At 44.0% G+C, this 21,836-nt stretch carries 18 protein-coding genes; 10 read left to right on the forward strand and 8 right to left on the reverse strand.

From position 1 onward, the window contains the following. Positions 1-150: 150 nt before the first annotated feature. Positions 151-924: an MlaE family ABC transporter permease gene (locus CLV31_RS21380; protein WP_111395129.1), complete on the reverse strand. Its 774-nt coding sequence runs from the start codon at positions 922-924 to the stop codon at positions 151-153. 513 nt (positions 925-1,437) lie between these two features. Here CLV31_RS21380 and CLV31_RS21385 point away from each other — a divergent pair. Next, positions 1,438-2,541: an alanine racemase gene (locus CLV31_RS21385; protein ID WP_111395130.1), complete on the forward strand. Its 1,104-nt coding sequence runs from the start codon at positions 1,438-1,440 to the stop codon at positions 2,539-2,541. A 124-nt stretch (positions 2,542-2,665) separates the two neighbouring features. Here the strand turns inward: CLV31_RS21385 and CLV31_RS21390 are convergent, their stop codons facing one another. Both CLV31_RS21390 and CLV31_RS21395 read right to left on the reverse strand, forming a co-directional pair. Next, positions 2,666-3,400: a polysaccharide deacetylase family protein gene (locus CLV31_RS21390; protein ID WP_111395131.1), complete on the reverse strand. Its 735-nt coding sequence runs from the start codon at positions 3,398-3,400 to the stop codon at positions 2,666-2,668. A gap of 12 nt (positions 3,401-3,412) precedes the next feature. Next, positions 3,413-4,486: a hypothetical protein gene (locus CLV31_RS21395; protein ID WP_111395132.1), complete on the reverse strand. Its 1,074-nt coding sequence runs from the start codon at positions 4,484-4,486 to the stop codon at positions 3,413-3,415. 210 nt (positions 4,487-4,696) lie between these two features. On the opposite strand from CLV31_RS21395, the gene CLV31_RS21400 reads away from it, so the two are divergent. The 7 genes from CLV31_RS21400 (at position 4,697) to CLV31_RS21435 (ending at position 12,610) form a co-directional block, all read left to right on the forward strand. After that, positions 4,697-7,354, forward strand: a complete 2,658-nt coding sequence (locus tag CLV31_RS21400; RefSeq protein ID WP_111395133.1) for a DUF7133 domain-containing protein — start codon at positions 4,697-4,699, stop codon at positions 7,352-7,354. Positions 7,355-7,652: 298 nt separating this feature from the next. Next, positions 7,653-8,336, forward strand: coding sequence for a hypothetical protein (locus tag CLV31_RS21410; protein ID WP_111395135.1), 684 nt, complete (start codon positions 7,653-7,655; stop codon positions 8,334-8,336). A gap of 203 nt (positions 8,337-8,539) precedes the next feature. Then, on the forward strand, positions 8,540-8,749 hold the full coding sequence (locus tag CLV31_RS21415) for a c-type cytochrome (protein ID WP_245943465.1): 210 nt from the start codon (positions 8,540-8,542) through the stop codon (positions 8,747-8,749). A 215-nt stretch (positions 8,750-8,964) separates the two neighbouring features. Further along, complete coding sequence (locus CLV31_RS21420; protein WP_111395136.1) at positions 8,965-10,815, forward strand: prolipoprotein diacylglyceryl transferase family protein; 1,851 nt, start codon at positions 8,965-8,967, stop codon at positions 10,813-10,815. A gap of 66 nt (positions 10,816-10,881) precedes the next feature. After that, a complete protein-coding gene (locus CLV31_RS21425) occupies positions 10,882-11,721 on the forward strand; it encodes a peptidylprolyl isomerase (RefSeq protein ID WP_111395143.1) in 840 nt (279 codons plus the stop codon). Then, positions 11,718-12,083: a diacylglycerol kinase gene (locus CLV31_RS21430; protein ID WP_111395137.1), complete on the forward strand. Its 366-nt coding sequence runs from the start codon at positions 11,718-11,720 to the stop codon at positions 12,081-12,083. Before CLV31_RS21425 ends, CLV31_RS21430 begins: the two co-directional genes overlap by 4 nt. Before the next feature lie 182 nt (positions 12,084-12,265). After that, positions 12,266-12,610 carry a hypothetical protein gene (locus CLV31_RS21435; protein WP_111395138.1) on the forward strand — a complete coding sequence of 115 codons (345 nt, stop codon included), beginning with the start codon at positions 12,266-12,268 and terminating at the stop codon, positions 12,608-12,610. A gap of 142 nt (positions 12,611-12,752) precedes the next feature. On the opposite strand, the gene CLV31_RS21440 is transcribed toward CLV31_RS21435, so the two are convergent. Continuing rightward, positions 12,753-13,172, reverse strand: coding sequence for an RrF2 family transcriptional regulator (locus tag CLV31_RS21440; protein WP_111395144.1), 420 nt, complete (start codon positions 13,170-13,172; stop codon positions 12,753-12,755). Positions 13,173-13,404: 232 nt separating this feature from the next. On the opposite strand from CLV31_RS21440, the gene CLV31_RS21445 reads away from it, so the two are divergent. Then, positions 13,405-15,951 (forward strand): TonB-dependent receptor, encoded by a 2,547-nt coding sequence (locus tag CLV31_RS21445; protein ID WP_111395139.1) that lies wholly within the window; start codon positions 13,405-13,407, stop codon positions 15,949-15,951. Between the two features lie 74 nt (positions 15,952-16,025). Then, a complete protein-coding gene (locus CLV31_RS21450; RefSeq protein WP_111395140.1) occupies positions 16,026-16,415 on the forward strand; it encodes a hypothetical protein in 390 nt (129 codons plus the stop codon). A gap of 315 nt (positions 16,416-16,730) precedes the next feature. On the opposite strand, the gene CLV31_RS21455 is transcribed toward CLV31_RS21450, so the two are convergent. The 4 genes from CLV31_RS21455 to CLV31_RS21470 all read right to left on the reverse strand — a co-directional run bounded on the left by CLV31_RS21455 (position 16,731) and on the right by CLV31_RS21470 (position 21,636). Further along, complete coding sequence (locus CLV31_RS21455; protein ID WP_245943466.1) at positions 16,731-17,210, reverse strand: hypothetical protein; 480 nt, start codon at positions 17,208-17,210, stop codon at positions 16,731-16,733. A 3-nt stretch (positions 17,211-17,213) separates the two neighbouring features. Further along, a complete protein-coding gene (locus CLV31_RS21460; RefSeq protein ID WP_181452693.1) occupies positions 17,214-18,038 on the reverse strand; it encodes a DUF2490 domain-containing protein in 825 nt (274 codons plus the stop codon). 14 nt (positions 18,039-18,052) lie between these two features. Then, positions 18,053-20,008 (reverse strand): hypothetical protein, encoded by a 1,956-nt coding sequence (locus CLV31_RS21465; RefSeq protein ID WP_111395141.1) that lies wholly within the window; start codon positions 20,006-20,008, stop codon positions 18,053-18,055. 248 nt (positions 20,009-20,256) lie between these two features. Continuing rightward, positions 20,257-21,636 (reverse strand): MATE family efflux transporter, encoded by a 1,380-nt coding sequence (locus CLV31_RS21470; protein ID WP_111395142.1) that lies wholly within the window; start codon positions 21,634-21,636, stop codon positions 20,257-20,259. Between the last annotated feature and the right edge of the window lie 200 nt (positions 21,637-21,836).

Raw genomic sequence — 21,836 nt, forward strand, 5'->3', positions numbered from 1 at the left:
ACAGCTCTCGATAGGTGTCATGAATAGTCTTTTCCATCCCGCAACGTTAGTCCCCATTCCATTACCCTTCAAGATGTGGTTCTTCGGATGGATACAAATGATTTATGGAGCGCCTCGACTTGGATGATGGTTTTTCTTTCCATTTTGAATCTAAGTCAAGCCCAATAAATCCGTGATTTGGACAGCTATCAAATCCAAGACAAAAACCAAAAGGGAAGCAACAATGACCGCAGTCGTGGCTGATCTCCCCACGCCTTCAGTACCTTTTTGGGAAGTGTATCCTTTGTAGCATCCCACAATCCCGATCGCAAACCCAAAGAAAATCGTTTTGATCATGGCGGGTATGAAATCCCCATAAGAAAGAGAATCATAGGCCTGAAACCAAAACAATGACCAACTCACCTGACCCCGAATATTCGCTCCCAAGTATCCTCCATACAGTGATATGGCGATGGCAAGTGAGGAAAGGACCGGAACCATTACCGTAGAAGCCAGCACTCGGGTTACGACCAAATATTTGAATGGATTGGTCCCGGATACCTCCATGGCATCGATCTGTTCCGTCACTCGCATAGAACCCAACTCAGCGCCTATGCCCGAACCGATCTTTCCTGCACAAATCAGAGAAGTGATCACGGGGGTAATCTCTCTCACCAAGGATACAGAAACCATTGCCGGCAGAAGAGAAGCCGCGCCAAATTCGACTAAAGTCGGACGTGACTGAATCGTCAACACCAAGCCCATAATAAAGGCAGTGATACTCACCAAAGTAAGCGTCTTATACCCAATCCAATAGCATTGATTGACAAACTCCTCCCATTCCTGTTTGGGTTTGGATACTTCTCTGAAAAAACGAGCCGTAAAGCGGGAAATCTCTCCCACTTCTTTTAGAAATTCACTCTCTGACAGATTGAAATACCGCATACCTTTTTTCTCAATCAAGTTGGGAAGTAATCCATCAATATACCCACACTTAGATCAAAAAATTACCTGATAAAAATCAGATTTTAATTCATGAAATGCCCATGAGTAAATGCTTCTCACACAGGGGAATGATTATCCGGGGCATTCTCCCGATGAAAGATCGGGACAGGCTATCTGGCCATTAAAAATCAAATTATAAACAGATGAAATGCCCATGAGAAAATGCTTCTCACACAACTTGTCTCGTCCGCCGCGGCGGATCGGGAGGGCAATGATTATCCAGGGCATTCTCCCGATGAAAGATCGGGACAGGCTACCTGCCTGGCCGGTAGGCAGGTCTGACCAATAAAAATAAAATTATAAACAGATAAAATCAGTCCTTTGTTGGATCAAAGAAACACTTTCAAAATTTGTTTTTGAAGGCTTCGAACCAAGGAACTTTCTAAATCGGGTCGGCTTTCCTACTTTCATAAAAATTTTAACAAACTCAAGTCTAGCTTTTCATTCCAGCTTATGTCCTACTTAGACCAAATCTCCTCTCCGACTTTATTGATAGACGAAAAAATCACCCGGGCCAACCTTCAGCGAATGGCAGATAAAGCCAAACGACATGGCAAAAAGCTAGTTCCTCATTGGAAAACCGCCCAATCCCGAGAAATCGGACGATGGGCACAGGAATACGGGATCAGCGAAGTTACAGCCTCCTCCATCAAATTAGCCGAATATCTCTGCGGTCAGGGTTGGAAGAATATCCACATCGCTTTTCCTTTCAATATCCGTGAAATCTCCCGTCTCAATCGCCTGGCCGAAAGCCAAAACCTATCTGTTCAGATTGTAAATACTTCCACCGCACAAGCCCTTGCAAACCAACTCGCCCAAGCTGTCGGTTTTTTTATTGAGATCGACGCCGGTTATGGTCGAACAGGCGTTCCTATATCTGATTTTGAAACGATAGATGAAATCCTAAAAATCGCAAAAACCTCCCCAAATCTCCATTTCAAGGGTTTCTATCTGCATCCCGGCCATACCTATTATGGAGTGGATAAATCCAAAATCCATGAAGAAAGCCGAGAAGCTCTACACCTACTGAAAAGTAAATACCGACAATCTTATCCTGAGTTGGTGACCAGAATCGGAGATACTCCAGGATGTGCGGTAATGGAAGAATTTGGAGATGTGGATGAATTGGGCCCGGGAAATTTTGTCTTTTTTGACCTGATGCAAGTCGAATTGGGAAGCTGTGCCAAGGAGGATGTTTCGGTTTGTCTTGCAGTGCCGGTGGTGGATATCAGTTTGGAAAGAAAGGAAATACTCGTCCATGGTGGAGGCGTCCATTTGGCCAAAGATGTTTTGGTCAACGATGACGGCAGCAAAAACTTTGGAGAGGTGGTGCTTTTGAATGAAAATGGCTGGATCATTCCTTCTCATCGTTCTTTTCTTAAAAGCATCTCCCAAGAACATGGAGTGATCAAAGCCTCCAATGAACTGCTCGCGAATGTAAAGGTGGGTGACCTGCTGGGCATACTTCCGGTTCATTCCTGTATGACCGCCGACTGCATGGGTGAATATTTAAGTTTGGACGGCAAAATCATAGATCATGCAGAAGGCTGTCATTGACACTATAATTATGGAGTTAAAAAATTAACGACTTCTATCCATTTTGGCTCACGGTATAATAGACTGTGAGCCAATTTTTTAGCTATCGAATTAAGAAGCATTTATTCAGCCTTCGGACAGGAATTCAAAACCTGCTCTCGATCTCCTTCAGCAATCGATCTCCTGACCAATTGCCCGGAACCAAGATTCTGGGTAAAGAGTAAATCGGATCGTTAGGATCAGCCTTCCCTCCCAACTGAAAAGCGGACTTAAAGCCTCTGGCTTTGATTTGACGGATGACTTCTGGATTCCAAAGACCAAATGGATAAGCTAAAGAAGTAACTTTTTTACCTGTGATCTCTTCCAATAAAGCCTTGGGCCTATCTATCTGGATTTCCCACTGATCTGCCGCGATTTTTCGCAGATCCTGATGATCCCAGGTATGGAGTCCGATGGCATGGCCACGGTCTGACAGGTCACGGATCTGCTCCCTGTTCATATAGCCAGGCTTACCGATCGATACGGTCGTAATGAAAAACGCTCCCCGAAAGCCATATTTCTCCAAAATTGGTGCGGCTGATGCATAATGATCAGCCCTTGTATCATCAAAACTAATCATCACTGATTTTGACTCTTTCTTTTTCCCTGCCAAAAAACCTTCCTCAATATCTTTAGGCAAAACAGTTTGAAAACCTGCCTCTTTCAGTTTTTTTACCTGTTTTTCAAATTCCTCCGGAGTAATAAAATAGGCTGGATCTTGAGAAGTAAAAGTCCGGACATTGTGGTAACTCAAGGCAGGAATCGTCGGAAGGGAAATTTCCTGACTGAATCCCAACCCAGTTCCAAGTGTTAAAAAAAGAGTAATAAACCACCTGTTCATAAAGACATCTTCCTATTGGTATTGAATATAAATCGGTTTGGGATACAACTTCAGAATTTCAGCAGGAGTCATCAGCCGGTATGGAGGGGTAAGCTTATCATTCAGGTAGAATAGCTTGATCCCTGTAAACTGCACCGGCATACCTCCTACAAATCCCCGATAGCTGTCTACCTTTTTAGCGGGAAACCCAAAGCCGTCCATATTGATCACGACCTGAACCTGAGGAGTGGCTTTGATCTCTTGATAGTTGGTGATCATATTTCTGGTAAACCGATGAACCACCAGAACCTTTGGCGGCAAGCCGTTTTCTTTGACGAGATGGGTCAGGTATTCAATGGCAAAATTGATATCAGCAGCATCCAAGGTTCCAATTTTGGTGCCGGGCACACTTCCGTCTTTCATGGACCACTCGGGATCGATGCCAAGATGCACGTCTTTTTCTAAGAGGTATTTTTCCAAAGTTGGAATTTCTTTTTCTACCGTGCTATGACCGACTTGAACATCCAAAAAGGTAATCCCATCCAAGGCCCTTCCGAGTTGAATCGCTTTTTGGATCTGATTTTCAGGCATTCGGAGCCGATACCAACCTTCCTTTCCGGGATCTTTCTGAGCCGTGATGGCAATATAATGGACCGCCGGAAGTGAAGGTGTCAAGGAATCGGCCTGATTCCAAGACCTCAGTTCCTCCTCATAAAGTGCCAAAAGCTCCTCCTCTGGAATCCGACCCAAAATTCCCATATGCTTGGAATAAAAATTCCCATACATGGCCACAATCCGATAAAAGGGAAGTATAGCTCCATTTTCAGGATAGATGGAAAACACCTGCCATGGCTTGGGAATACTGTCATGGGCAAGTGCCCTCACCCTCTTTTGAAAATCATTACTGTCCAACCCATTTATTCCGGTCACTTCTGCCATCGGATTTTTTCTTAGAGTATCAAAAATGACAGTCTGCGGCTTTAAATCAGGCAAATCAGACGTAACAGGGTGCTCAGTCGGTGGTTTTTGCAAATCCAAAAAACACCACATCACGGCCAAAATAGAAATCGAAAATGCGGAAGTTATCCAAAGCTTTTTCCTGTCCATGACTAAAAATAACTACTTGGAGGAGAATAGAACCTGACAAAAGTTACCTCTCAGAGAAATCTTTGACGCCTTGGACTCCGCTCCACAGAAAAATGCACCTTTTATCCTTTATTCTGCCTTCCAATGAAGTAAACTAAAGAGAAGGATGGCAAAATAAGCTCAGAATGATATCTTGGGGCGCAAAAAAAATCTCAACCTACCCCAGCCCTCATGACCCAGTTTAAATTCTCGGTTTTCAGTCTTTTCGTACTGATTGCCCTAGGTTCCTGTTCCAAATTCAGTCCTTCAAAAACCGTGGACCTTCAGGAACTCACCGATTTTTATCATCCGGCAGGCCCTGACTTCAGTCAATCCGGTATCGACTCCACCCAATTTATCATCAGCAATTTTGCAGGACCTGACTTGGTCCCTAGTCCCTCCTGCTTGGCAGTAGCAGCTACGGGGGAAGTTTTTGTCGGGGTGGATATGATTGGATCATTGGGCAAAACTCCCGGAAAAGGAAGAATCGTCCGACTGGTGGATCAGGATCAGAACGGTGAAATGGACAGCCATACGGTGTTTGCAGAAGTGGATAATCCCAGAGGAATCATCGCCATGGGAGATAAAGTCTATGTCCTTCATACGGTATTCGGCTCAGACAGCTTGGCGTACAACATGGATTTGGTGGTTTTTGAAGATAAAAATGGAGATGGGATCGCCGATGGACCTTCACAACCCTTGATCAAAAACATCAGTAACCAAAACTCCCTCCGATCCAGAGGGACCGACCACAGCACCAATGGCATCCGAATGGGAATTGACGGATGGATTTACATTGCCGTTGGAGATTTTGGTTTTTTTGAGGCCGAAGACCGAAGCGGAAAAAAGATGACCATGCTGGGAGGCGGTATCGTGAGAGTGAGACCTGACGGTACAGAAATGGAAGTGTATGCCCATGGAACCAGGAACATTTATGATGTAGCCATAGATCCGTTCATGAATATTTTCACTCGAGGAAATACCAATGACGGTGGAGGCTGGAATGTACGCTTCATTGCTTACCATCAAACAGGCGAATACGGCTATCCCAGCCTGTTCAAAAATTTCACGGAAGAAATTCTCCCGGCCTTGGTGGATGTAGGGGGTGGATCCGGTACAGGCTCCTATTTCTTGGATGATCCTCGATGGCCAGTGGACTATAACCACACCCCCTTAATGGCTGACTGGGGGAAAAGCGAGCTGTTTGTTCACCGGGTGAATATCGAAGGGCCCGGATTTCAGCAGCAAGAGGAACATTTTCTCAAGCTTTCTCAGATCACAGATTTGGATTTGGACGCTTCCGGTATTCTCTATTTATCCGCTTGGGATGGCGCGGGATATCGCGGCAATCCCGATAAAGGCTATGTGATTCGGATGATTCCGAAGGATTTAAGTCCAGAACCTTCCCCAAATTTCAAAAATGCATCTCCCTTGGAGCTAGTACAGCTTCTCAAGACCTCCAATGCAGTCACCCGTCTCGCGGCTCAGCAGGAACTTCTCCATCGGGAAGCCAAGGAAGTATCGGCTGAGGTCTTGCATTTGGCGGAAGACCGCTCCCTACCTCTCCAAAATCGAGTGGCCGCTGTCTACACTTTCGCACAGCTTACTTGTGCAGATGGAGTCCCAGCTCTTGTGAAATTGAGCAGGGAGGACAAAATGCGTGAATTTGCCTTAAGGGCTTTGGCAGACCGGAAATCCTGTCTCGCTCAAGTGCCTGTGGAGGCCTTTATTGCGGCTACCCAAGACGCTAATCCCCGAGTTCAGGCGGCTGCAATTGTTGGTTTGGGTAGAATCGGCGACCCCAAAGCCACCCAAAGCCTGCTGAAAATCAAGGTTCCAGAATCCTTCCAAAGCCCAGCCTACCAAACGGAAGGCCCACACGCCACACCCAACTCGGAGATTATTTTGCCTCATCTGGCTGTCAAAGCTTTGGTTGAAATCAACCCGGTGGAGGAATTGATTGAGGCGATTGGAACAGAACAAGCTAAACTGGCACTTTGGGCCTTGCGCTACATCCATGACGTCAAAGCTGTGGATGGATTGATCGCGGCTTTTCCAAAATCCAACCCTGAAACGCAAAAAGATATCCTTTTTACCCTTGCCAGAACCTTTCAGCGTGAAGCGCCCTATGATGCCAGCTGGTGGTGGGGCACGAGACCCGATACGCACGGACCTTATTACAAAGGAGAAGAATGGGAGGGTTCCGCTAAGATCAAGGAGTTTTTGGTAGCTCAACAATCCCATCAGGGTGCAGAATTCCAATCTTTCTTCGCTGAGCTAAATGACAGGAACCGACTGGGAATCGGGGAACTGGGCACCACCCTATTGGCAGAAGGTGAGGAAGAAGAAAAAGTGGACCTGGAGTCGATCAAAAACAAAAAAGGACAAGTCGGAAACTCCTCGATAGAGGATGTGATTTTAGGAGTGGCCGAGATCAAAGGTGACCCCGTCAAAGGAAAAGCGCTTTTTGTCAGTCAGGGTTGTTTGGCCTGTCATACGGTTGAAAAAGGCCAACCGATGAAAGGTCCTTTTATGGGACAAATCGGCTCAATCATGAGCCGAGACCAAATCGTGGAATCCATCCTGAAGCCCAACGCTTCCATTTCGCAAGGATTTGCTACGGTACTGCTGGAAACTAAAGACGGGAAAAGCTTTACTGGCTTTGTCACTGCCGAATCGGCCGACAAGTTGACTATTCGCGATATCGGAGGTACTGCGACCAACTTGGTAAAAAGCAACATCAAAAGCCGGAAACAGCTGGAGACCTCCATGATGCCTGCAGGATTGGCCAATTCCCTTTCCTTCGAAGAGCTTGCCTCCTTGGTGAGTTATTTACAGCAGCAGAAATAAACAAATAGGATTGCCCACTATTGCACCACCTGCCAAATTCTCTTTGTTTAATGGGTCGGATGCTTCGACTGTGCTCAGCACAGGCGACCGAAAGATCCTCGATTTCTGCCTTTTTGAGAAATTTCATAAGCTAGCTAAGCCTACGGGTATGAAAGCGGATATACAGCTAAACAAATACGATTCACTGCAAAAAGCCGGGGGTTACCTCGGCTTTTTTTTGAAAAATTTCCCAAATACACCTTTAAGTCCATGACTATAAATCGCTTAACTTAGAGTCGCCCGCAAACTCACCCACGCTATGGTTACTTCCACCACCTACCCCAGATTCTTTCTTTATTTCAACCTATTGATCCTGATTTTGGTGTGCCTTGGATTTGGGTTAAATGCCTGGACCAACACCGAATCACTTCCTCCCGCCAGTACAATCGTCTGGATCCATGGGCTAATTATGTTTTCATGGTATGTGCTGATAGTCATTCAATCCAGCTTGATCCAAAGCCGGAAAATCAACCTGCACCGAAGTCTGGGATATGGAAGTATTTTTCTGGCAGTAGGGATAATCATCAGCGGTCTTGCGATGACAGTGACCCACTACCATAGGCCTGACGCTCAATTATTTGCCACCATCAATACCTTTATTATTCTCAATTTCACCATCCTGTATGGCTTGGCATTAATGTACCGGACCAGGTCGGATTATCACAAACGCTTCATGACACTGGCAAGCGTCGCGGCTATGTTTCCCGGATTGGGAAGGATCGTTTTAGGCCTGGAGGTCAATGAATACCTTTCCGTTCCACTCTGGATGATGATGGCTTTGGTGCCGGGAGCTTATGATTTGGCTACGATGAAGAAAATTCACCCTGCCTCCTGGATTGGTGGTACATTGATCATCATTGGGATCGGGTTCACCTTGTATTTGATTGAAAATGAAGGCTGGAAAGAATTATTGGACAGCTTGGTCGCGACTAGAAGTAGATGAACCAAGCAGTGATTTTTCTTTTTCTTGCGGTTCTTTTTCATTCCTGTGATCCCAGGTCTCAATCTGAAAAATCCTCGCCAACAGATCAGAGTATTAAATCCGGAGCATTCCAAATTCCAGGAGAAGATGTGGACATGGATCTGGAAAAAGTTAAAAAAGGTAAGGTTTTGATCGCTTACAACGACTGCTAACAATGCCACCGGATGGACAATCCCGCCAAAGGCCCCTCCTTCTCCGCCATTGCCAAGCGATATCCTATCCAAAAACAATACATCGAGCTCTTGGGGAGAAAAATCATCAGTGGAGGCTCCGGGACTTGGGGATACCCGGTCATGGGTGCCCATCCCAAACTTTCGGAAGAAGAAGCACAAGCCATGGTTTGGTATATTCTTTCATTGGAATCTTCAGAGTAATCCACGGAAATCAGGAAAACCATTTGTTTTTTTCAACACTACTTATCCAAAAGATTCCAGCCGATAACCTTCGGATAACTCAATCATTATTCTTTATCCTACCATTACGCAAAAAATTATTTTTCTTTTAGTACTATTCCCTAAACTAACACGCTGAAAATGATCTGATTTCAAAGGTGTCTTTTCTAAATTGGACTAGACCTAAGCACGAAAAAATGGAGATCAATTTGATTAACCCTGCGCAAGTTTCAGCCACATTTGACCATAGTCCAACTCTGGGAGGCTGGTATTTTGATGTATTTTACCTGTTGGCATTTACATTTTTGACTTGTTGGTTACTTTTTGAAGGCAAAAAAAGAGCCTATCCCTGGGTCAGTTGGTTGCTGATACTGACGGCCTCGAGACTGGCCTTTATCGTCGGCACCAAACTCATCACGTTCAACCTTTCGGATTGGCTCTATCTCCTGCAGAATCTGGCATTTCCTCCCGCCCAGGGAAAAGTGATTTTAGGTGGATTGATCCTGGGGCTCTTGACCTTCATCGGATTGGTTAGGCTTTTCCGCTTGGACTGGGGAAGCCTGGACACCTTGGCGATTGTTGTCCCCCTATCGATCGCCATTCAACGAATGGGATGTCTTTTGGCAGGTTGCTGCTTTGGGACTCCGACTGAAATGCCTTGGGGAGTAACCTATTCAGCTGGAAATCTTCCCCACTATCACTATTTCATGCAAGGCTGGGTAGAATCTGGCCCCTCCCTTTCCATTCACCCCTTCCCCATTTATGAGGCTTTAAATGGACTTACTGTGGCGCTGTTGGTTTGGCTTTTCAGATCCAAACTTCGATCCAAAGGCAACCTGCTTTTGCTTTCCTTGGGACTTTGGGCAATCATCAGAGGTGGGATTGAGGCATTTAGAGATCCTGCTTCACATGCGTTCGGAGGAGAAATTTTTTGGGGAATCAAGCTCATGCAATGGTTGCTTGTGGGCTTTGGAATCCTTTTCTTAGGCGTGTTGGTCCTTAGAGAATTAGCCCTAAAGAAAAAAATCAATCAAAGACCCATTCAGGAACCTTCAACTATTCTCATCGCATCCGTTTTACTTTCCACTGTAATCCTCACTTGGATCGGAAGATCCTGGCTGAGTCCGACAGAACTTTTGGTGATGAACCTTTTACTTTTTCCCTGCATGGGAGTTTGTGGATATTATTTGTTTCAAAAGCACACCCAGGCTCAAATGCGCTGGGCACTTCTTTGTCTGACTTTCATCCCGGTCTTTTTGATGAGCCAAACTTGGAAAGAGGTCAGTGCAAATGACTCCATAGCGCCTCAGTCTTACGATTTTGTCAAGATCGGCTATGGCGGAGGCAATTTTTACAATTATGGCAAATACCTAACCAGCGGGTCGCCTGATGGTTGTTCATCCAATCTTCGCTATCAAAATTTTGAATACAGCTATTGGAATACCGGGCTAGGTGTCGGTCGGGTAAAACAAAAAAAGGACAATTGGCTGACCTATGGTGCCAATTTGGGCTATGGGAAATTTACCGAATCCATGGTAGACTCCACGATTGTCAATTCTTTCCAATCTTTCAACGTACAACCTTATGTTCTTTGGGAATCGGAATGGTTTGCTACAGGTGTGGGAATGCACTTTGGAAAATTCCACTGGAGCGATGTATCCACTAAAAATGAACAAACGAGCCCCTACTTCACCTCCATCACCAACAAAGCGGGAATTTATCCAAGTGCTTACGCCAGGATTGGAAAAGAAAGGATCCTTTTTGTCGATTACCAATTTTCAAATGTTTTTCCATCGCCTTTTCCGGGTTTAAGGTCCCAATTTGGCATTGGTTCAGGCTTTGGACTACCCCGCGGAAATTATTTGAAATTCGGAGTCAATAATTTGGGTGAGTTTTTCGAAATCAAAGCTTCTCCCAATGAAAAAATTCAATTCAACGGGATGTATTCCTGGAGAACAAATCAACTTCCAGGAATGATGGAACAAACCAAAAACAGTCAGTTTCTCCTTAGCATCCAATACCAATTCAATCACAGAGGACGCGACTAACAAAGATCGAAGAGTGAAAGCCTTGGAATAAGTTGGATTTTTTGGGTTTATTTGATCAAAAAAAGAATGATCAAACCCATCCTTCTTTCCTTGCTTTTCTGGACTGCCAGCTTGGTATTGCTCGCAAATGAAAGATCAATTTCTACAGAAATTCAAGAATCCGACCCCATAAAAATCGAAATGGTGACCAATTTTGGCACCTTGATCGTCCAACTCTATGATGAAACCCCGCTCCATCGGGACAATTTTTTGAGATTGGTAAAAGAAGGCACCTACGACAGTCTTCAATTTCACCGCATCATCCGAAACTTCATGGTGCAGGCCGGTGACATCCGAAGCAAAAACGCCACCCTTACTGATACACTTGGAGGTTCTGACCTGGGTTATCGAATCCCAGCTGAAATTCATCCCCATCTTTTTCATAAAAAAGGAGCACTAGGCGCCGCAAGAACCAATAATCCAGATCGGGCTTCCAGTAGCACCCAGTTTTACATCGTCCAAGGCCGTGTCCAAAACGACAGCCTGCTCCAACACAATGAAAATCGAATCAATCAGTTTTTGGCAAGTCACTTTGCGACCAATGATCCGGATAACAAGCCCTTACTAGACTCCTTGGCCGCTGCGCGAAAAGAAAAGAATGAGGAATTGGTAAAGACCCTTTCCGCTCAATGGAATGAACTCACCAAAACTTACAGCAGGTTTGATCGCTATACCATCCCAGATGCCCATCGGGAAGTCTATAAAGCCTTGGGAGGGACTCCTCATTTGGATCAAAGCTACACCGTGTTTGGGGAGGTCATCAGCGGACTGGAAGTAATTGATGCTTTGGCCGGTGTCGAGACCAACAGACAGGATCGTCCTGTGGTGGAAGTAAGAATTTTAAGCATGAAAATCCTGCCCAAATGAAAAAGGAAAATTTTATCGTAGGAAGGATCAAAAGCATCAAATACGCATTTGCCGGCTTTTTTCTTTTGATTCGCACCGAGCATGCGATTATTTCACAATTGATCATCGCTGGAGTGTTTACAGGAATGGGGTTCTATTTTGGGATCTCCCGCGAGGAATGGATTTGGCAGATTTTGGCTATTGGGTTGGTACTGGGGACCGAAAGCCTCAATACAGCCATTGAAAAAATCTGTGATTTTATTCACCCGGAGTATCATCAAAACATCGGTACAATCAAAGACGTAGCCTCAGGCGCTGTTACTTTCGCAGCTTTGACAGCCTTGGCAGTAGGTGCTTTGATTTATATCCCATACTTTTTGTGAACTTCGAAAATAAAGGAATTTTCTTCCGTTTTTAGATCAATCGAATCAAAAATCAGAATAAATAAGAAATTATAAACATTTTTTATATACATAATTCTGATTTTTTGAATATTAAAGAAGAACCTTATCCTTCGCCTTCCGTTTGGATAGTTAGTATTCCTAACTAAACCAATTCAATTATTATGTGGAACAAGCAGCTTCAATCAGGCAAAAAATTTATCGCTTTTGGAATTTTATTGCTGGGTTTGACTTACTCCCCTTTCAGTAAGGCAGAAAACCTATATTCCAAATCCATCCCTTCTTCTGAATCCGAACTTTTGGAAGGAATCGAGGTGAAAATCGAAAAAATCAAACCCCAACCAAGCATCATTTTGGTGGATAAAAACCTGGACGTAATAGCCGAATTTTATGGAGATCAGGATTTTCTCAAAAGCCAATTTGTGGAAGCTTTTGACAACAGTTCCTTGCTTGCCACTTACAAAACGCAACGGATCTACCTGATCACTCCTGAAAAAAGCATAAAATAAACCCAAATTCAAAGGGGCTGTCACTCAAACTCACCTTCACATTTGTTCCCAAACTATCGGAAAGAACTCAGGTAACATTTACTCAAGTTTGCTTCCGGTTTTTTCAAAACAGATGGAAGCATTGAATGGACGACAGCCTCTTTTATTTTTTTGCCTCTTGGGCAAGGGTGGTTATCGGCCTTTCCAATATTTCCACCATCTCAGTCCGGACCTCAGAAAAAAGCCTTCTGATCCGACAGGTTTCCTCATCCTCACATTCGGCACAAGATTCATAAAATCGTTCAGAAATACAGGGGATCAACGCAATCGGTCCATCCATCGCTCGCATCACCTGTGCGATGCTGATTTGAGAGGGATCTTTGGCCAAGGCATAGCCTCCCTCCGCCCCGCGGATACTTTTGACCAATTGATGAGACTTGAGATCCCGTAAAATATTCTCCAGAAACTTGTATGGGATATGCTCCCTGTCCGCAATAGCTTTGGCCGAAATAGGAACCAATTCCGGATGGTCTTGGAGAAAAAGTATCGTTTTTATTGCGTATTTGGCTTTTTTGGACAGCATGAATGGGTCTATTTTTTGTATGCTGAAAGTACAAAAAAGATTTTTCACACTGTGGTTACCCGTTCTTTTTTGAACCCAAGGAATCCAAAAAAGTCCGGGCATTGAAAATTATTTCAAAAAAATCTCCTACCAACTGTTGAAAATTAAAAATGAAAATTACCTTTGCCTATAATTCCTATCTTTTTTATAGGATTAATAGATTTAGAATGCTTTCAAACCTACCTATTGATTTATGAAAAACTTCATCCTTACCTTTTTCCTTTTTACAGGGTTTTCCTCCCCCCTAATTTCCCAATCCTTACTGAAAGGAAAAATCGTCGATGGCAGAAAAGAGCCCCTAATCGGTGCTACTGTGGTCATCCAAAGCACCAATCAATTTGCCATAACAGGAGAAGAGGGAGTTTTTACGCTAGAAAATGCCAAAGCTTTTCCAATAATCCTCCAGATCAATTTTGTGGGATTTAAGGAGTCTATTCTAGAGTTAAGAGAGCACACTACCGAAAAACTAATAATTCAATTGGAAGACGACCTCGAACTGTCGGAAGTATTGATCACAGCCCGTCGCAGATCGGAAGAAGTGCAGAAGGTCCCTATTCCCATCTCCGTAGTCGGTGGCCCAAGGATAGAAGAATCCGGCTCTTTCAATGTGAACCGCGTCAAAGAACTGGTGCCAACCGTTCAGCTTTATTCCTCCAATCCACGAAATACAACCCTCAATATCCGTGGGTTGGGATCGACCTTTGGCTTGACCAATGATGGAATCGATCCAGGGGTGGGATTCTATGTGGACGGGGTATATTATGCCAGGCCTGCAGCCACCTCATTGGATTTTATCGATATCGAGCAAATAGAGGTTTTGAGAGGACCTCAAGGTACACTGTTTGGCAAAAACACCACAGCCGGAGCATTCAATATCACCACCAGACTGCCAAGTTATACCCCGGGAGGAACCGTGGAATTAAGCTACGGGAATTATGGATTCATTCAAGCCAAAACATCGATAACCGGTCCTCTTACCAAAAATCTTGCGGCCCGAGTTTCCTTTTCCGGTACCCAACGAGACGGAGTGATTGAAAATATCGCAACCGGCAAAATGATCAATGATCTGAACAATCTTGGCTTTCGTGGACAATTACTCTACAATCCTTCAAGTAAAGTAGAGATCATTTTGGCAGGCGACGCCACTTCGCAGCGGCCTGACGGATACGCACAGGTAGTGGCAGGAGTGGTAGAAACCCAACGCGCCCCTTACAGAAGGTTTGAACAAATCATCTCAGATCTCAACTACCAACTCCCTTCACGAAATGCCTTTGACCGGAAAGTAGATCATGACACCCCTTGGAGATCCAACAATGATTTGGGAGGTCTTTCTCTCAACGCAGATGTTCAGATAGGAGAAGGAACGCTGACGTCCACCACGGCTTGGAGATACTGGAATTGGGGTCCTTCCAACGATCGGGATTTTACCGGATTACCCGTTTTGTCCCTATCTCAAGCTCCATCCCGACATGAGCAGTTTTCTCAGGAAATCCGGTATGCAGGGGATTTCTCCAATAAGCTCAGCGGTGTCTTTGGGGTATTTTTTCTCAGCCAAAATCTAAAAACCAGCCCCTACCATACTGAAGAATCCGGCGCCGCACAGTGGCGGTTTTCCCAGAGTTCTACCAGTACGTTATGGGCCACTCCGGGCTTATTGGATGGTTATGGGATCAGAACCTATTCGACCCTGGAGTCCGTTGGTGCGGCACTTTTTGGACAACTTGATTGGGCCATCACGGAAAAACTCCATTTCCTGCCGGGAATCCGATTTAATTACGACCAGAAATCGGTTGATTTCAATCGGGAGACATACGGTGGACTGCAAACCACTGATCCTGCCTTGCTGGCTATTAAGCGCTCGGTATATGCCCCACAACAGTTTGTCGCAGATGTAGAAGACCAAAACTGGTCCGGTCAGGCCACCCTCACCTACCAGTTCAATGATAAAATCAACACGTTCGGAACCTTCTCTACCAGCTACAAGCCTGTGGGAATCAATCTCGGGGGACTTCCCACCGCCAATGGTCAGCCCCTTTTGGAACTTGCGGAGGTGAAGCCGGAATTTGTCAGGCACTTCGAATTGGGAGTAAAAACTACTCCGGTCAAAGGATCTTCTCTCAATGTCACCTTTTTCAATACCAACATTCAAGATTACCAGACCTTGGTGCAAACCGCAGAGGTGGGGGTCAATCGTGGCTATCTGGCTAACGCAGAAGAAGTACGGGTAAGCGGTTTGGAACTGGATGGAAATGTAAGGCTCAGTCCCTTCATCTCTCTCAATGCCGCTTTGGCTTACACTGATGCCATCTATGTTTCCTTCCCCAATGCACCCGTTCCTTTGGAGGAAACCGGGGGAGAATCTGCCTTCAAGGATATTTCGGGAGGAAGGCTTCCTGGCATTTCCAAATGGGCCGGCAGTCTGGGGGGTGAGTTTGCAAAACCTGCCAAGTTTTTCAAAAAAACAGGAACCTTTTTCCTAGGCACAGACCTTTTTTTTAGGTCAGAGTTCTCTTCCAGTCCTTCTCCATCCCGGTTTTTGAATGTGGAAGGCTATGCCTTGGTCAATGCCCGTACAGGCTTTAGGGTTACAGAAGGGTTTTCTGCCTTTGTCTGGGCCAGAAACCTACTCAACCAAAACTATTATGAGCAACTGCTGCCGGCTGCCGGGAATGCGGGACATTATGCCGCGGTTTTGGGAGATCCCTTGACGTATGGAATGACTTTCCGTTATGCATTTTAAGGTTATGGATTCTTAAGGCTATATGGAGTTCATTCTCACTTAGAAATATTTATTTCCCATTTAAACAATAAATCATGAAACCATTTATCATCCTATTTATTGCCTTATTCTGGATAGGCATGGAAGAAAATTTTGCTCAAACGGTTCCTTCATCCGAAGAAAAAAAAGACTTCGCTATCAGTTTGGAAGGAATGCTTGGATTCTCGGTTGGGAAAGACTTTTACTCCATGAATGTGGGAGGTCCAGCTTTGTTTTTAAACCTAAATCCGGATTTGAAAATAGGACTTGGAGCATTTCCTTCTCTCTATTTATTGAATGGCAATCTTGGGGCCCGGTTGGGTGTGGCTCCCCGAATAGATTATAAAAATCTGGTGTTTTTTGCTCCTTTTTTCCACAAGGAGGCTTCCGACACTTGGATAGGTTCGGTAGGAATGGGATATAAATTTCATAAAAAAGCGAAATAGAATATGAATTCGAGAAAGGAAAACTCTATTTCTTGTTTCTTTCCTGCCAAAAGGAAAAGAACTTATTGAAAATCTGAATTAAAAATTCTGGAAATCTAATATCTGATAGATTGGCAAAAAAATTTATGGATAAATAGAAACGGGTGGCTTAAGATCGTATCCGATCTATTACTTCTAAGGGACTTTTAAGGTCAGAATCTCCGTTCCTTTGCCTTTTGACCTCTTTTGATTTCTATTCCCGGGCAGGATTGCAATTACAGCGACCCAGTGAATATCCCAAGAAAATTACTCAATCGCAGATTAAGGGGTAAACGGTCAGTTAATAAAGTAAACCACCCCTATTCTAAAGACAAGGTTGTTTTGCTGTCCAAATTGGTGCCTTAATTCGGGATTAATTCCCAACACATCGCTGAATTTAATCATTCCGCCAATTCCGATGTTGGCAAAGTGAGAAACGGTTTTCCGGGTTCCATCCAATTCCTCTATTCGGGTGAGTGATCCATATCCTACCGTCCCATACCATTGTTTCATTTTTTCGGTCAGGTAATATCTTCCGTTGAGTCCAAGCTCAAGGGATTTCCCATCACCTGGGAAAAAGATCGTATAGGATGGAGAAAAAGACAGGTAATGAGCAGGAAAGTACTCTCCTGCAAAATTAAACCCAGTCAATTTTGATCCAAAATCATACTCGTAGGCACTGATACCCCTAAACTGACCTTTGTACTGGCCAAATGCCCCAAAATGAAACAGGCAAAACAATACGAGTATGGGAATAAATTTTAGCCACTTTTTCATAGATCAATATTGGAAATCACGGGTGATCGGCTTCCGCTTGCCTCTCAGATCAAAATTATACATCACGTTTAGGCGGATAATGTGCCTGTTTCGATAGGTGCCCGGTGTACTGGTGGGCCCATAGGTCCACATATGACCTCCGAAAAGCATCAATTGATTGTGTGTGTACCCAATCGCCGTATACACCCGGTTTTCCTCGAAAATATTCTGAACATGCCTTCCGGATTCAAAAAAGAATTCATTGGAAGGAGCCAAAAACAACGTGTGATTTTCCATTTTTGGCTTATTGAGTGGAATGTAAGCCGTGATTTTGTACCTCCATCGGTTGGTAAATTTATACTCCGCCCCAATATCATTATCCCGTTTAAACCGATGCTCAAATCGAAACTGATGTAAGACCTTCACCCGGCCGACATTGTCTGTAAACAGCCACTGATGCCAAAATCGGGGCTCCATGACCGAATTTACAAACTCAGGATTTTCGGGATCGGGAGAATAGTTCCAAACCAGTGTAGGCCCAAAGGTGACTTCAAACCGATCAGTAAACATGTAAGTCATTCCAAATCGGTTGTAAAACTGACTCATTCTGCCCACAAAGTCAGAGCGGTTGTCCAAGCTATTTCTCCTCCGATAGTGATTTTCCTGATACCACCACCAGCGGTCTGAAAATCTCAATTTGAGATAAAAGCCATTCCAAAGTTCAGTCGTTGCCGGCAAATTGGTTTTGGCAGGAAGTGAAGCCCCATCATTTTGGGCATTGGATTTGCCGATTCCGAAGAATAGCATTGACAATACCAAAACCAGCTTAATTTTTGATTGAAATCCCATAGTCATCCCTGATTTCACAAGCCCAACTGGGACTCCATTTTTGAAATTGTATTTGCTTTGTTGAGAGACCTTTCAAGTTTTTTAGTCTCGGCATTTCTAAGCTCTCGCATCCGATCCCCAAGTTTTTGAACATTTACTATCCAACTGGTCAAATTAGAAAAGTCGCCTTCTTCTAAAAAAGAAGCATAGTAATAGTCAAACAACTCTTCATAGGTTTCAAATAACCTTGGTTTTACCCGCTGATTGTATCGACTATAGGTGAAAGGATTGAATGTTTCTTCTTGATAGATTTGATCCAGTTCATTTTTTTGAACGACCCATACCCCAAGTTGCTCATGCACTTTGGCCATCGTTTCCAAAAACAGGTCAATTCGATTATAATTCGCTTTTCGATCTTCAAATCCACCCGAATTGGCCAAGGCTGACTCTTCCAGTTCCATTTGATTGATCAAAAACCGCTCTTTTAACTTTTCGGCTATCGCCACTAACCCATCTTCCTTGGTCTCCTCATATAAGCGGATCACTTCTTTCCGCTTCAAATCCAATTCCCTGCTCAAATTGACGAGCTCTTCATTTTGTCTGATCGTGGTGAGTTCTTTGTCTGCATAAGCCAAGAACCCCAAAGTCTTTTCCCGAATCTCGTCTAAAGATTGATTTAGAGCAGAATAAAAATCCACTTGGAAATCCTTCTTTGAATAGGTGAAAGACATGGATTTTTCGCCTTCATCAAGCTTCACCCTGATTTCTTCAGTATCTGGAAAATTGAAAGAAACTGATTCAGCTAAAATTTCAAGATCGTAATACTGAATTTGTTTGGTCTCAACCAGTGAAAATAATTCATCAAGGCTGGCCATTTTTTCATTTTGCAACTCAAAATATTTAAAAGCAAAAGCCAAAGAATCATTTTGATACCTATTGAGCCTAAAGGCAGGATCATTCAATTCTTTCTCATACAAATCCTTCAATTCTTGAAATTTATCCGGCAGCTCCTCCACTGCTTTTTGATTGGCTCGCGACAATTCATACACCATCCGCTTGGTATGAATGGGAAGCGATTTCACATTCCCTTCCTGATCCGAAAAAGCGGGATCATGAGCCAGCAGATTGGTTAAAAATCTTTGAAGAAAGGCATTTCCTTCCTTTTGGACCAGAGCCTTGGAATCTTCAGACAAAAACCCATCAGTATATTCCAAATCAAAGTTTTCATCTGCAACCCTAAACCCCTTCTGAGTACCCTTCCTAATGGCGTTAAGCTTATCAATGGTGTCAAAAAACACCACCTCATCCAATACCTCTCCAGTCAACAGGTCTCTCCTGACAACCCCCAAAAGAAATCCATTTTCATAATTTCTCACTTCATTGATCAATCGGTCCCCAGATGTGTAGGACAAGGTCCACTCCCCGGTCATGATTCCCCCTTCGGCTAACCTACCCCTTACAAATTGAGCTGTTTTTCCATTGATCACTCTAAACTCGAGTCGATTAGACAGTTTTCCGTTTTTAAAGAAAATCCGATCTGACTGAACCGACTGGCTGACATTCCCTCCTTCTATCAGGTTGCGCTCGAAAGTCCAACTCCCTTCAGGCAAACCATTTTTGTATTGGGCAGTAATTTTGGATTGGACACCGGATAGATCTGCTTTTACATCAAGATCTACTATGTCTTTTATTTTCACACTGAGATTCTCCTCCATCACTTCCCAAATCCCATTTCGAGAATTCATGACAAAAGCACCGGAATATGTTCTTTTCAAAAAGTCACTTTGGCCATTGTCTTTTCGTTCGGATAGCTCAAAATAAAATCGGCCATCTTTTACTTGTTCGGAGGCAGAATTGAGGATGTATTCAAACTCTGCCTTTCCCGGCTTTCCCAAGAAGGTATAATCCCCCTCATAGATTTTCTTCGTCTGAGACCAGGAAAATTGAATTAAAAGATTAAACAGAAAACTTAAAAGATAAAACTTTCTCATAGGACAACTTAAGACAAACATATTGCCAAATTATATTTGGCCAACCTTTCTTAAACGCCAAAAACGATATAAAACTCAATAATAAGTTACGTTTTCAACGAATAATCTTAGCTAAAATCCAAATCAATCAAAGAGAATTTCGAGAAAAGACTAAATTAAAAGAGGATCTATTAAGTCTTAATTTTTGCTAATTGAAATAAGAGAACTCTTTGAATAAACAGTACAACTTATTGAAATCCAATAACTTATCAAACCACCTGCGTTTTCCACTTGCCTTTTCTGAAAAAATACAAGGAAACCAGCGCGTGAAAAGAATGGCAAAATGCAATCGCAATAAAGATTCCCAGGTATTTCAACCCCATGGGAAAAGCGAGGAAATAAGCCAAAGGAACTTCCATTCCCAAAAGCACTCCAGTGTTGATCCAGGCTGGTGTTTTGGTGTCTCCGGCACCATTGAACGCCTGAGTCAAAACCATGCCTACGGCAAAGAAGACGTAACCCAACGCAATCACCCAAAGTCCCTGAGCAGCAACGCCTTTGACCTCTTCCAAGTCCGTGAAAAATCCGGCCAGTTGATTGCTAAACAGAATGTAAATCCCGGTAACAGAAGCCATAAAAATGACATTGTATCGGGTAGTCAGCCAAACCGCCTGTTCGGCCCGTCTGATTTTTTTTGCACCCAGATTTTGACCTACCAAAGTGGCAGCAGCACCCGAAAGGCCCCATGCAGGCAAAATGGTAAAAATCAATACCCGAAATGCAATGGTGTAACCCGCCAAAGCGGCCGAACCAAACTCCGCATTCATCCGGGTCAAAGCTACCCAAGACATGGAATCAATGAGGAACTGCCCCATTCCTCCTATGGACAAATCGATGATTTTCTGGACAGTTTGCCACTTAACCTGGACATTTTGTAGAAGAATTCGCAAGCGATGCTTTCCATTGAACAGGTGGTAAAGTTGGTAGACGACGCCAATACTCCTGCCTAAGGTGGTCGCAATGGCTGCTCCATCCAAACCAAAGCCGTCCCAAGACCCAATTCCGAAAATAAAAATAGGATCCAGCACAATATTCAATCCATTGGCTATCCACAAGGACCTCATGGCATGATGTGCCTGACCCGCTCCTCGAAATGCCCCGTTGATCAGGAAGAGTAGCATAATGGCGGTGTTGCCTGCAAAAACAATTCGGGCATAATTGGTGCCTGATGCCACTACTTGCTCTTCCGCACCCATCAGCCTCAACAAATCAGGAGCAAAGACCCAGCCTCCAATTCCCAAAATCACAGAAATCACCCCTCCTACCAACAGAAGCTGAAAGGTAGCTGTTCCGGCCTCTTCGTATTCCTTTTCTCCAAATCTCCTCGATATCAAAGCGGTAGCGGCCATACTTATCCCAAAGCCTATGGCATATGTCAATACGATGACCGATTCGGTCAATCCTACGGTAGCGATGGCGTATTCACCAAGCTTGGCCACAAAGAAAATATCGACGACGGCAAAAGCTGATTCCATCATCATTTCCAAGATCATCGGAATAGCCAAAATAAAAATCGCCGTCTTCAGCGATAGTCGGGTAAAATCCTGCTCTTTACCGAGGATTGCGTCTTTGATCAATTGCCAAGTCATGTGGGGGAATTGAAAAATTGAATGATTTTAAAACACTACTGTCCGAGAAACGGTTTTAAAATTTAGGGTAAGCTTCTGAGCAGAAGCCTACCCTTTTTGCTGTAATTTAGGTTTACCACAACTTCAAATTACAGCGGATGAAAAATACACATTTCTTCGGACAGCCGATTTTTTCTCAACTTCTTTCTTTGATCGATAAG

The organism is Algoriphagus aquaeductus (assembly GCF_003253485.1).
GTDB lineage: Bacteria > Bacteroidota > Bacteroidia > Cytophagales > Cyclobacteriaceae > Algoriphagus > Algoriphagus aquaeductus.